Source organism: Escherichia sp. MOD1-EC5495 (assembly GCF_002965965.1).
In the GTDB taxonomy this organism is placed as follows: Bacteria; Pseudomonadota; Gammaproteobacteria; order Enterobacterales; family Enterobacteriaceae; genus Escherichia; species Escherichia ruysiae.
The window spans coordinates 1-12123 of sequence record NZ_PTRI01000041.1 but is presented as its reverse complement, the minus strand read 5'-3'; the positions used below and the strand labels follow the sequence as shown (position 1 = coordinate 12123).

The 12123-nt window shown below is 43.7% G+C and carries 15 protein-coding genes, 2 tRNA genes and 2 pseudogenes; 15 read left to right on the top strand and 4 right to left on the bottom strand.

The annotated features are described in order from the left end of the window. Positions 1–443: 443 nt before the first annotated feature. The 3 genes from BEG40_RS21325 to BEG40_RS21310 form a co-directional block, all read right to left on the bottom strand. Positions 444–596 (bottom strand): DUF1391 family protein, encoded by a 153-nt coding sequence (locus BEG40_RS21325; protein ID WP_001169150.1) that lies wholly within the window; start codon positions 594–596, stop codon positions 444–446. Positions 597–606: 10 nt separating this feature from the next. Continuing rightward, complete coding sequence (locus BEG40_RS22225) at positions 607–741, bottom strand: hypothetical protein (RefSeq protein WP_267478377.1); 135 nt, start codon at positions 739–741, stop codon at positions 607–609. A gap of 287 nt (positions 742–1028) precedes the next feature. Then, positions 1029–1448, bottom strand: coding sequence for a helix-turn-helix domain-containing protein (locus BEG40_RS21310; RefSeq protein ID WP_000233320.1), 420 nt, complete (start codon positions 1446–1448; stop codon positions 1029–1031). 79 nt (positions 1449–1527) lie between these two features. Here BEG40_RS21310 and BEG40_RS21305 point away from each other — a divergent pair, with 79 nt between their 5' ends. The 15 genes and pseudogenes from BEG40_RS21305 to BEG40_RS21230 all read left to right on the top strand — a co-directional run bounded on the left by BEG40_RS21305 (position 1528) and on the right by BEG40_RS21230 (position 11893). After that, positions 1528–1782 carry a helix-turn-helix transcriptional regulator gene (locus BEG40_RS21305; protein WP_001072340.1) on the top strand — a complete coding sequence of 85 codons (255 nt, stop codon included), beginning with the start codon at positions 1528–1530 and terminating at the stop codon, positions 1780–1782. Continuing rightward, positions 1779–2201, top strand: a complete 423-nt coding sequence (locus tag BEG40_RS21300; RefSeq protein WP_001610069.1) for a toxin YdaT family protein — start codon at positions 1779–1781, stop codon at positions 2199–2201. The genes BEG40_RS21305 and BEG40_RS21300 overlap by 4 nt, the downstream gene beginning before the upstream one ends. A gap of 12 nt (positions 2202–2213) precedes the next feature. Beyond that, positions 2214–3071, top strand: a pseudogene (locus BEG40_RS21295) (YdaU family protein). A 6-nt stretch (positions 3072–3077) separates the two neighbouring features. Further along, a complete protein-coding gene (locus BEG40_RS21290; protein ID WP_000788768.1) occupies positions 3078–3824 on the top strand; it encodes an ATP-binding protein in 747 nt (248 codons plus the stop codon). 22 nt (positions 3825–3846) lie between these two features. Continuing rightward, positions 3847–4608, top strand: coding sequence for a DUF1627 domain-containing protein (locus BEG40_RS21285; protein ID WP_000450666.1), 762 nt, complete (start codon positions 3847–3849; stop codon positions 4606–4608). A gap of 15 nt (positions 4609–4623) precedes the next feature. Beyond that, a pseudogene (locus BEG40_RS21280) lies at positions 4624–4941 on the top strand (DUF977 family protein); the annotation flags it as partial. Between the two features lie 113 nt (positions 4942–5054). Then, positions 5055–7313, top strand: a complete 2259-nt coding sequence (locus BEG40_RS21275) for an NACHT domain-containing protein (RefSeq protein ID WP_105286067.1) — start codon at positions 5055–5057, stop codon at positions 7311–7313. Positions 7314–7982: 669 nt separating this feature from the next. Beyond that, positions 7983–8138 carry a type I toxin-antitoxin system toxin HokD gene (gene hokD, locus BEG40_RS21265; RefSeq protein WP_000813254.1) on the top strand — a complete coding sequence of 52 codons (156 nt, stop codon included), beginning with the start codon at positions 7983–7985 and terminating at the stop codon, positions 8136–8138. 466 nt (positions 8139–8604) lie between these two features. Further along, the gene (locus tag BEG40_RS21260; protein WP_000940314.1) at positions 8605–9204 is read left to right on the top strand and encodes a DUF1367 family protein; all 600 of its coding nucleotides are present in this window, start codon (positions 8605–8607) and stop codon (positions 9202–9204) included. Next, positions 9204–9494, top strand: a complete 291-nt coding sequence (locus BEG40_RS21255) for a DUF1364 domain-containing protein (protein WP_000228023.1) — start codon at positions 9204–9206, stop codon at positions 9492–9494. Before BEG40_RS21260 ends, BEG40_RS21255 begins: the two co-directional genes overlap by 1 nt. Next, positions 9491–10033: a DUF1133 family protein gene (locus BEG40_RS21250; protein ID WP_000640107.1), complete on the top strand. Its 543-nt coding sequence runs from the start codon at positions 9491–9493 to the stop codon at positions 10031–10033. The genes BEG40_RS21255 and BEG40_RS21250 overlap by 4 nt, the downstream gene beginning before the upstream one ends. 365 nt (positions 10034–10398) lie before the next feature. Then, positions 10399–10474, top strand: a tRNA-Thr gene (locus tag BEG40_RS21245). 3 nt (positions 10475–10477) lie between these two features. Further along, positions 10478–10552, top strand: a tRNA-Gly gene (locus tag BEG40_RS21240). Between the two features lie 776 nt (positions 10553–11328). Further along, positions 11329–11544, top strand: a complete 216-nt coding sequence (gene essD, locus BEG40_RS21235; RefSeq protein WP_000839599.1) for a phage lysis protein EssD — start codon at positions 11329–11331, stop codon at positions 11542–11544. Positions 11545–11548: 4 nt separating this feature from the next. Beyond that, complete coding sequence (locus tag BEG40_RS21230; protein WP_000193293.1) at positions 11549–11893, top strand: YdfR family protein; 345 nt, start codon at positions 11549–11551, stop codon at positions 11891–11893. Here BEG40_RS21230 and BEG40_RS22220 read toward each other — a convergent pair. Beyond that, positions 11859–12095 carry a hypothetical protein gene (locus BEG40_RS22220; protein WP_286135167.1) on the bottom strand — a complete coding sequence of 79 codons (237 nt, stop codon included), beginning with the start codon at positions 12093–12095 and terminating at the stop codon, positions 11859–11861. The two genes, BEG40_RS21230 and BEG40_RS22220, sit on opposite strands and share 35 nt — an antisense overlap. Between the last annotated feature and the right edge of the window lie 28 nt (positions 12096–12123).

The following is a 12123-nucleotide window of genomic DNA, read 5'->3' as shown; positions in this document are numbered from 1 at the left end:
AGGCCAGTAATGGGTTAAGTGATAACAGGTGTCTGGAAATATAGGGGCAAATCCAGATGCGGTGCCTGGTGCCTCCAGGTGACTGCAACCAGTTAACAATTACAGTCGGCTTTCCCACCCAAACCAATAAGGACTAACATGACTTTTAACTGTGCCGCGTGCGCTTAGCCGCATTCACCGCATCACAAAATTCACTTTAAAAAGGGCGGACATCAGTCGAACTTCAAGAAAAAACTGATGCCGCCAAGACTACACACAGCAGTGTTGTTATTCACAACCGGAGGCGCACTCCCACCATTTAAATTTAACAGACAAGACCGACTCTTTATGGATATCGGAAATGCGCCTTCGTGTTGTGCCCGGTTTTACTTCACCACCTCCGGGCTTTGGTGGTTTCTGCTATACCCCTACAGCGAGAATATTGAATTAATCCAAATAATGGATTAGCAAGTATTTCTGGCAAGCCAGCGACGTGCGCCTGTTTCTGTTTTAAATGTTTTGCTTTTGGTATAAGTCATGGCGGTGAACGTTCCATCCTGGTTGGGGAACACGCCGCACACCAGGGATTCGTTATTGCCGAGGTCGATTTTTTGCATTTTTCGCACCTCACATTTTGTTGTTGCGGATAGAGGCTTCTGCCTGCCAGAGATCCCAGTCGTTGCTGCGTAGAGCCTGTACAGCCTGGCTGTAAGTGATATCGCAACAATCCATCAAAAACTGAACTACTTCGTAATGCACCATCTTATCTCTCCCCTTAACGCCGGGTGGCGGAACTAACTGCTGCACTGCAAAATTTGAATCCCGCCGTCATGTTCATACGCCTCGGGCTGGCTACTTAACCCCTGACCACTGCCTGGTAACTCGAAGTATTGCCCTGCGTTCTGTGGGGCGGGGTGGGTTGGTAGGTATATAATGTACTTTGTGTTCATTGTTGTAAAGTACTTTAAGTACATTCTGTGTGTAAAAAAATGAGATGGGATAAAGTGAAGCACAAACCCGGAGGGGGACGCTACCGGATTTATGCTGGTTTAAGAGGCTTTTTGTTTTTTCTTTCGTGCTAACTCTTCGTAAATTGCATTGTACTTCTGTTTTTTCTCCTCAAGAGTTTTTAAAAGTTCATCTGTCTCACTGTCAGGGAGCTCGTCCAGAAGGTCAATGATGATTTTTTGTCTTGGATTTAACTCCTGATAGAAACGTACCTGTCCACTTTCTTCTGTATCCTCTCCCAAAAGATAGGTTGGTGTTGTTCCAATGAGTGTTGCTAATTCCCTTAATTTCTCTCGGCGAGGAATTGTTTCGCCATTAAACCATTTGCTAACCGCTTTTGGTGTTAATTTCATTCGACGGGCAATTTCTGCCTGCCTTCCATGTTGTTCATAACCAGCGTTTTCACAGGCTAGCGCAAGCCTACTGGCGAACTCTTTACGCGCTTTATCTTCATGAACCATAAGTTCAATGATATTCGCTCTTGAATGTACTGTCAGTTCTGTTATAGCATGTACTCAAAGTTCACATTGTGAGGGTGATATGAACCAGAAAACACTTGAAGATGTAATCAAAACTGTTCGCGTTTCTGTTGTGGCCGACGTTTGTGGTGTCAGCCAAAGAGCAATCTACAAATGGATGGATAACGGAAAATTGCCTCGCACAGAATATACCGGCGAAACAAATTACGCTGAAAAAATCGCTCATGCATCAAACGGATTATTTTCTGCCGATGCAATTTTAACTATTGGCAAAAATAAAACTACTACGAAAAAGCTGATGGGAGTTGATTCATGAAAATCAAGCATGAGCACATCGAATCAGTGTTGTTAGCCCTGGCTGCTGAAAAAGGGCAGGCATGGGTAGCCAATGCCATTACTGAAGAATATCTGCGCCAGGGGGGCGGCGAATTGCCCCTGGTACCAGGCAAGGACTGGAACAATCAGCAGAATATCTATCACCGTTGGTTGAAAGGTGAAACGAAAGCGCAAAGGGAAAAAATTCAGAAACTGATCCCTGCGGTTCTGGCAATCCTTCCGCGCGAGCTGCGTCACCGACTCTGCATCTTCGATACCCTGGAACGCCGTGCATTACTGGCGGCGCAGGAAGCGTTAAGTACGGCAATTGATGCGCATGATGATGCAGTCCAGGCCGTTTACCGGAAAGCGCATTTCAGCGGCGGCGGGTCTTCCGACGATTCTGTCATTGTTCATTAAGCAAAAGTTTCCATGCTGTTTGTGCTTATTCTAAGCAACCGGGCAGCATCATACGGGGCAATTATGGCCGCATTACCATACATGCAACTGTACATAGCTGATTACCTGGCTGACACCATGCATTTGTCAGCAGAGGAGCATGGTGCGTATTTGTTGCTGATGTTCAATTACTGGCAAACAGGAAAGCCAATACCTAAAAACAGGCTGGCAAAAATTGCCCGTCTGACTAACGAGCGATGGGCTGATGTTGAACCATCCTTGCAGGAGTTTTTTTGCGATAACGGCGAGGAATGAGTGCATCTTCGGATTGAGGAAGATCTGGCATCAGTCAGGGAAAAATTAACCAAAAAATCAGCCGCAGGAAAAGCATCTGTTCAGGCCAGAAGAAGCAGAAAGGAAGCAGATGTTCAAACAAAACAAGAGAGAAATTTAACAGGTGTTCAAACAGATGTTGAAGTGGTGTTTGAACATGATGTCAACACAAAGGCAACTAATAAAGATACAGATAAAGATCTAAAAAAAGATCCCCCCCTAAATCCCCCCCGGGGGAATCGAGGTGTCAAAAAGTTTGACCCTCTGGATATTGCTTTGCCGAACTGGATTTCTGTCTCGCTTTGGCGTGAGTGGGTTGAATTTCGCCAGGCATTGCGTAAACCGATTCGAACGGAGCAGGGCGCTAACGGGGCGATACGGGAGCTGGAAAAATTCCGCCAGCAGGGTTTTTCACCTGAGCAGGTGATTCGACACAGCATCGCCAATGAATACCAGGGCTTGTTCGCGCCAAAAGGTGTTCGACCTGAGACGTTACTCCGACAGGTTAACACCGTCTCGTTACCGGATAGTGCGATCCCGCCAGGCTTCAGGGGGTAACTGACCATGAAAAATATTGCGGCAGGCGGCATTCTTGAACGTATCCGTAGACTGGCCCCGCCACATGTAACCGCCCCATTCAAAACGGTAGCGGAGTGGCGCGAGTGGCAACTTTCCGAAGGCCAGAAACGTTGTGAGGAGATCAACCGTCAGAATCGTCAGTTGCGGGTGGAAAAAATTCTGAATCGCTCTGGCATCCAGCCATTGCACCGCAAATGCTCGTTTTCGAATTACCAGGTGCAGAACGAAGGGCAGCGATACGCGTTGAGTCAGGCGAAATCCATCGCTGATGAACTGATGACCGGGTGTACAAATTTTGCGTTCAGCGGAAAACCTGGTACCGGGAAGAACCACTTAGCGGCAGCTATCGGGAATCACCTGCTGAAAGACGGTCAGACAGTGATTGTGGTTACCGTGGCTGATGTTATGAGTGCCCTGCACGCCAGCTATGACGATGGGCAGTCAGGCGAAAAATTTTTGCGGGAACTGTGCGAAGTGGATCTGCTGGTTCTTGATGAAATTGGCATTCAGCGCGAGACGAAAAACGAGCAGGTGGTACTGCACCAGATTGTTGATCGCCGGACAGCGTCGATGCGCAGCGTGGGGATGCTGACAAACCTGAACTATGAGGCCATGAAAACATTGCTCGGCGAGCGGATTATGGATCGCATGACCATGAACGGCGGGCGATGGGTGAATTTTAACTGGGAGAGCTGGCGTCCGAATGTCGTCCAGCCAGGAATTGCGAAGTAATTTTTACCGGGAGAAAAATTTAATGGAGACTGTTTTTGACGCACTGAAAGCAATGGGAAAAGCCACATCCATAGAACTTGCTGCGCGACTTGATATCAGTCGTGAAGAAGTGCTGAACGAACTATGGGAACTGAAAAAGGCTGGTTTTGTTGATAAAAGCGCGTACACCTGGCGTGTGGCTGATAACAACGTTCAGCAGGAACAGCCAGCGCAGGCAGAACTGCCGGAAGAAACCACCACAGCAACAGTAGCGAAAATCTCAGAGTGCGATTTAACCGCGACGATTGAACAACGCGGACCACAAACGGCTGATGAGTTGGCTACATTGTTCGGTACCACATCACGCAAAGTGGCTTCAACGCTGGCAATGGCTATCAGCAAAGGTCGTCTGATTCGCATTAATCAGAACGGTAAATTTCGTTACTGCATACCGGGTGATAATTTACCAGCAGAGCCGAAAGTTGAATCGGTAGCGGAAACCGATGGTAAAGCCTTTCCTCAGCCAGCAGGTGTTGCGTTACCAGTACAGGAAGCTGCAACACAGGAAGATATTAAAACAGAAACTGTGGCTGATATTGTGCAGTCGTTGCCATCGTTTACTGAAACGCGAGCGGATGACCTGGTTTTACCATCGCTGCATATGGCAAACCGCGAATTGCGTCGGGCGAAAAGTCATGTCCAGAAGTGGGAGCGAGTCTGCGCCGCGCTGCGGGAGCTGAACAAGCACCGGGATATTGTTCGACAGATTACGGATTCTTCCCGCCGTATTGTATCGGAAAAGTGATTGCCGGAGGCGCTTATGGCAAAAGTATTTACACAAGAAGGGCGGGAAAAAATTAAAGGGCAGGTTGTTGAACTCGTGCGCCAGAGTGGGCGCGAGACGTTACGACAACTGGAAGCTAAGACAGGTGCGACAAGATATCTGATGAACCTTCTTGCCAGAGAATTGGTTGCGAGCGGTGATGTATACAACTCTGGTTACGGGTTATTTCCCTCAGAACAGGTTCGTAAAGACTGGCAAAACGCCCGCAAAAAACTATCAAGGGCAAAGGTGAAGAAACCGGTTGTGGTTGATCCTGACCTTATCTGGTCATTACCTGACGGAGAAATCCGTCGCCTTAGTCTTTGATAATAGGTTTATAATGTTGAAAAAGAGTCTAATAGTTGACATTGTATGAAATATGATTGTTATATAAAATGATTTTTTTGGATACTGTTTAAGGTAAACAAATGAAACCAGAATACTTAAGAAAAATAGAATCATTGCAACGTGAGGTTGATGATTTCCATCCAGTGCCAAGAGCGCTTCTACCACGTTTGCCGACTGTTACACATGTTGAATATAAGCAAGGACCATCAGAAAAAGGTGCTGATTTTGTCATAATTAAACGAGATGAGGCATTAGACGAGGAAATATATATTGGTGTTATTTGTAAAGTTGGAAAGATAATTCAGTCAAATAGTGAGGTTGAACGACAAATAGAAGAGTGTCAATTATATCCACGCTTTATTTCTTCTGGCTCTAAGAACATACATTTGAATGAAATTTGGGTTATTACTAATTCATCGATCTCAAATAATGCTCAAGAAAAAATTTACTTGAAATTCAAATCTACAAATATAAAATTTATAGAGGGTGAAAAAATATGTTCTTTAATCAGTAAATATTACCCAGAGTTTTGGGATTTCGAATCCATTAATTATGAACAATACTTAACAGATACATTGCAAACCATAAGTGATACACCTGAAAGCTCTTTTTTTGGTAGTGTTGGCATAAATAACCTTATTGATAGATATGTAAGCAAGGAAGATCATAAAAAACGCAGACACAGGCCGTTAAAACTGTATAGTGTTGTGAGAGCCGAGAGATTTATTTTTTTAGAGGGAACCGTTGGCTCTGGGAAAAGTACTTTGCTGAAACAGTTAATTAGAAAAATAAAAGAAGAATATTCTTACGAAAAAGACTACATCCTTCCAGTATTTTGTCAATACAAGGATGTTCTAGAAAAAAAACTTAATGTTGAAAATATAATACAAAGTGTGTTAAGTAAGTACAAAATACAACATGATGGGAATATTTTATTAATTGTTGATTCGGTGGATGAAGTAAAGGAATCACTTGAGGAAAGGCAAAACAACTTCAGGGACATTGTAGAGAAAGTATCCAGGAATGATAAAATTCGATTACTAGTTGCTTCAAGAATTATGGATTCTCTTCAGGACTATGAAGTTATCGATCAGATGTTTGCAAGATACTCGATAATACCACTTAGCACAGGTCAAATAATCGACTTTGTAGATAAAATCTGCAATGACATTAAAATAACAAATAAACTTAAAAATGGTATAGAAAAAACACCACTATTTAAGTTCATTCCCAGGACTCCAGTGAGCGCTATTCTTCTGGCAAGAATACTCTCTGATGAGATTAAAGAATTACCATCTACAATGACAGAACTATACTCAAAATACAGTGAGATAGTATTGGGACGATGGGATACATCTAAGGGATTATTATCGCAAACAGAATATGATGTAATAAGTAATATATTAGTAGAAATTGCGATATTTATGATGGATAACTCTCTAAACTGCATATCAATTTCAGAAGTGCAGGACATGTTTTTAAATTATTTGGCCAAAAGAAACTTGAATGTTGATGAGGACAAACTTTTCAAAAGACTAATTTATCGCAGTGAAGTAACAACAGTTAATGTTAGAAGTAATACGTTCTCATTTCTACACAGATCATTCATGGAGTATTTTTACGCTGAAGGACTTAGGAAGCGTGGCCTAATAGACATAAATGATAATATTTATGATATTTATTGGGCAAATAGTTATTTCTTCTATTTTGGTTTGTTAAGAGACAATGAATATCTTATTGATAAAATTAATGAACTTAAACCTAGTAACGATAAAACAAGATTTTTAAGGTTATTTTATAACGGTTCTTTTTATTTGGCTTCATATCTAACTCCGTATAAAAAAATAACGAGGGGAGTCCTTTTATCATATATAGATGCAGGTAAATTATATGTTGATATTCTCAAGGGAAATACCGACATCCCGCTGAAGGAGTTTTCACCAGTAGCTCTTCTTTGTATTTTCACAAAGTGTTTAAGTAACAATTACGCATATGATTTTTTCAAATCTGCCTTGGAAGACTTGTCAGTTCAAATTGAACAATATGAGGAAATTGGTGAACATATTGATTATGCACGTTTCTTCATAGCATCAACACTGAATGAGCTCGGGGATAAATCCGCATTTGATAGCTTAGTGGAAAAAAATAAATTAGGTGTTTTGATTAATTTAGGGATAACTCACGTTACAGACGACTCAGGGCTACTTAGCACTACGGTTGATAAGTACCTGAAAAAATTCAATAAAAAAGTACGAAGTAACCATGATATGTCTAATTATATATCTAAGTTATATGAGGAATCTACAGGTTCCTTACGTACAAACCTGCAAATTCAATAATAAATAGATTGTCACATTGAAGGTAACGTATCGACCTTCAATGTGATGATTATCCTCTTGATAATATAGCTTAAGCTACTTTCGACTTTCTGAGACAAAGAGATTGCAGAATGTATCAATCATAGTGAAGCTATCGTAAATGTTCGCACGTCGCTCAAATCAGATAGTCATATTTGAGTGAACTGCTTACTCAAAATGCTGGTTGGGGCCTGACTTAATACATCTGAAGAAGTGTTGGTTATGTTTGGCTGTTGTGTTCCATTGCCAAAGAAAAAATAGATAAACTATACCCAATAGTTGTATTGAATCACTGACGAGACAGCCTCATATTTATCAGGACTGGTGTGCGTCCAATACAGGAGGTTGTCGTGCTGGTTCTCAAATGTGCGCTGGCTATTGCTGCTGTAATAGCAATTTATTGTCTTGCTGTTGTTCTTATGGATCGCCTTTCTGATTGATTTTATATTGGCGAGGTGACGGGAGTTAAGTAGAATTGCTGCGGGTGCTTGAGGCTATCTGCCTCGGGCATGAACACCAAAGGCAGATAGAGAAAAGCCCCAGTTAACATTACGCGTCCGGCAAGACGCTTAACATTAATCTGAGGCCAATTTCATGCTTTGCACATGTAGGTTAGCCTCTTACGTGCCGAAAGGCAAGGAGAAGCAGGCTATGAAGCAGCAAAAGGCGATGTTAATCGCCCTGATCGTCATCTGTTTAACCGTCATTGTGACGGCACTGGTAACGAGGAAAGACCTCTGCGAGGTACGAATCCGAACCGGGCAGACGGAGGTCGCTGTCTTCACAGCTTACGAACCTGAGGAGTAAGAGACCGGGCGAGGGAGAAATCCCTCGCCACCTCTGATGTATTATGCATCCTCAACGCACCCACACTTAACCAGCTTTGGCGGGTTTATTTTATCTGTAAATATTTTTATAAAAATAATGCCCACGCACAGCATAAAACAAAAAGTATTACAGATAAAAAAGGAGCGTAATGTGCAGATTTGTTGTTTTCCATATTTACTCACCTTAATATGATTAATCCTGATAGGGTTGTTATTTCAGTGGTTTTCAAATGAGATATTATGGTGATCTGGTAGATTTGCATAACATTAAAATTTAATTTGTTTAACCGCTTTTAATAATAAGCGTTGTTTTTATCCCAGCAATCTGTTGTTTGGTTTTTATTCCATCAATGTGGGGGCTTTACACTGGAATCAGTTTATTTATACTTTATACGTCGGCCTGAACAACTGGCATCTGCTGCACTGCGCCATCGAGAGATTGACAAATGGCGCATATACAACTGGTCAAACAAACCTCTTCTGGTTTACTTCTCCCGGCGACGCCGGAGAGTTGCGATTTCCTGCATCAAATCAAAATAGGTGAGTGGATACACGCAGACTTTAAGCGTGTGCGTAACTACGCATTCCACAAGCGTTTTTTCAAACTCCTGCAACTGGGATTCGATTACTGGACTCCGGTCGGTGGGGCGATCACGCCTCGCGAACGAGAACTGCTGTCTGGTTTCGTTGATTACCTGTGCGAATCAGTTGGTCGGGAACACACGCCAGCCCTGAGTGATGCCGCAGAGCAATATCTGAATACAGTTGCGACACGCAGAACTCGGGATACGGCATTGCTAAAGTCGTTTGAGGCTTTTCGCGAGTGGGTAACCATTCAGGCTGGATTTTACACCGAACATTTTTATCCGGACGGTAGCCATGGGCGTCGGGCGAAATCCATCGCTTTTGCGAATATGGACGAAACCGAGTTTCAGCAGGTTTATAAATCTGTTCTGAATGTGCTGTGGAACTGGATTCTGTTCCGTAAATTTTCCTCTCCGGAACAAGTCGAAAATGTGGCCGCGCAGCTGCTGGAGTTTGCGTAATGGTGGATTTACGTAAAGCGGCGCGGGGGCAGATGTGCACCGTCAGAATTCCTGGCTACTGCAATCACGATCCGGAAACGTCTGTGCTGGCGCATTACCGACTGGCGGGAACGTGCGGAATAGCGACAAAACCACACGATATGCAGGCGGCGATTGCCTGTAGCTCATGCCACGATCTAATCGACGGGCGGGTAAAAACCAGCGATTACACCAAAGAAGAATTACGCCTGATGCATGCAGAAGGTGTTTTTCGCACACAAGAAATCTGGAGAAAGGAGGGATATTTGTGATTTACCCAACGAATACAGGAAAAAGCGGAGAACACCTTCGTCTCGCCACGCTGGAAAGTGTCTGGATTCAGGGCAAACTGCGTATGTGGGGGCGCTGGTCGTATATTGGCGGTGGCAGGTCAGGAAATATGTTCAATCAGTTGTTGGCATCCAAAAAATTGACGAAAACAGCCATCAATGAAGCCCTGCGCAGAATGAAAAAAGCGGGAATAGAGAAAGCTGAGCTGGAAGCGTTTTTGAGAGAGATGATCAACGGCAAGCAAAAGAGCTGGCTGGCGCATTGTACTGATGCAGAGGCGTTATGTATTGATCGGGTCATAAGTGAGGTGCTGGCAGAGCATCCAGGATTGATTAGCGTCCTTCGGCAACGGTATGAGGGGCGGGGGATGACCAAACGCAAAATGGCTGAATTGCTAAATGATGCACACCCAGAGTGGTGTTTTAGCACATGCGAAAAGCGAATTGCTAATTGGTTGGCCGTTGCTGAGTATGCGCTATACATTCCCATGCGAGAATCATTCGCTCAAAAAACGGCTTGATTTTTTACGCGTAAACTGCTTCAATTTTGCTACGCTTCGCAAAGCTGTATCGCGAGGCGAATCAAGCGCAATTAAACTTTAATAGAACCCGCCATCAAGCGGGTTTTGTTGTTATTATGGTGTGATATAAGAAACGACATTTAATATTGCCTTCAAAATAAATTTGTTTATATATTGTCGCGTATATTTTAAGTGAAGGTGAAATGTTCACATAAAATAAAAATACATAAATAAATTTACATAGCTTGACGCAAAGTGTTGTTGCGATTGGAATATTAAATCGTATCATCGAAAACGGTTCTGAGGGGGAACTCTTCTTTGCTCGGTGATATCGCTCGGTGATATCGCTCCCCTGAAGAACCAATGCCGACTTAGCTCAGTAGGTAGAGCAACTGACTTGTAATCAGTAGGTCACCAGTTCGATTCCGGTAGTCGGCACCATATGCGGGTATCGTATAATGGCTATTACCTCAGCCTTCCAAGCTGATGATGCGGGTTCGATTCCCGCTACCCGCTCCAGCATTTAAAACAAGCCTTATTGTATTACGGCACTGGCGTATTTTTTTATTACGTGGGAGCAGGTTGTTTTGAAAAAGCATTCTGTTCTCTGGCTATGATTTGAGGCCGGGTGTAGCCTCAGTGCTAATTTTTTACGGCAGCAGAATGGTGCATTATCGGTGGAGATTTTGTATTTCCTGGCAGGGTCGGTGATGCATCATTTTGGTGTTGTAAAAGCACCACAGAGGCGCTCCTCAGTGCGAGGGTGGTTTAAAGAGTCGGTTTAGCGGGAAACCACAGTATCCATGCAGCACGGAATACTTCGGGAGGCACCCGACGCCTCGGTTTAATAACAATTAAAAAATTCATCCCTTGCATTGACCAACCGCCATATCTGGCGGTTTTTTTTATTCCTTTCTCAGGACAAAAAAAGACACGAGCATACAGGAATACTCGTGGGACAACGTCCTTTAGATAGCAATTTGCGAGAGGGTGAAAAGTAGCGCGGTCGTCGGATTAAGACCGCGGGACAAAGTCCATGAAGAATAATAAGTATTGGCCCCTTCTGGGGACATGTTCATACTACTAAGCTTCAGAAGTGGTTTAAATCATCAAATTAACCTTAATTTTCGATAAGTCTTATTTCATTTCTTTGCGCCACACCTGGCGCGCATCAAATAACGCCACGCAAAGGGCATCTGCGGATGCCGGTGCTTTTGACGGGGTGTTTTTTACGGGCCGCTGGTGGCCATTTTTTGTTTCCATTACACAGCGCCCGCATCTGCGAGGTGGGGGTTATGAAATCCATGGATAAGTTAACAACAGGTGTCGCCTATGGCACCTCCGCAGGCAGTGCTGGCTACTGGTTTTTACAGTTGCTCGATAGAGTCACGCCCTCACAGTGGGCAGCAATAGGTGTGCTGGGTAGTCTGGTGTTTGGCCTGTTGACGTATCTGACAAATCTTTATTTCAAGATTAAAGAAGATAAGCGTAAGGCTGCACGGGGAGAGTAATTCAATGACTCAAAACTATGAACTGATTGTGAAAGGGATCCGCAATTTTGAGAATAAAGTTACGGTAACTTTAGCGTTACGGGACAAAAAACGCTTTGACGGTGAAATTTTAGACCTGGACATCTCGCTGGACCGTGTTGAAGGTGCCGCGCTGGAGTTTTATGAGGCAGCAGCCAGAAGGAGCATCAGACAGGTCTTCCTGGATGTTGCTGCAGGGTTATGTGAAGGGGATGAGCAGTCACCGGAAAAGCGCCCCATAATTTTAGAGGCGCAGGGTGTGTGGATAACCTACAAAGGAAAACTGCCGGGAAGAATTACTGGTTCACTGAAGACTCCGCCGAAATGGTAATTTCACCAGCATATTTTTCTTCCAGTAATACCGCCAGCCACTTGAAAGAATTTTGTTGTTGCTGGGACCATTTGGGGTTGAGTGATTCAAGCTGGAGCGATGCCAGTGTTGGTTGCATTTGTTCCTTGGGAATTGAGAATGCCAGATATGAAAATGCGACAGTAAGGGCATTTACTGGATTTGCCCCTATATTTCCAGACACCTGTTATCACTTAACCCATTACTGGCCT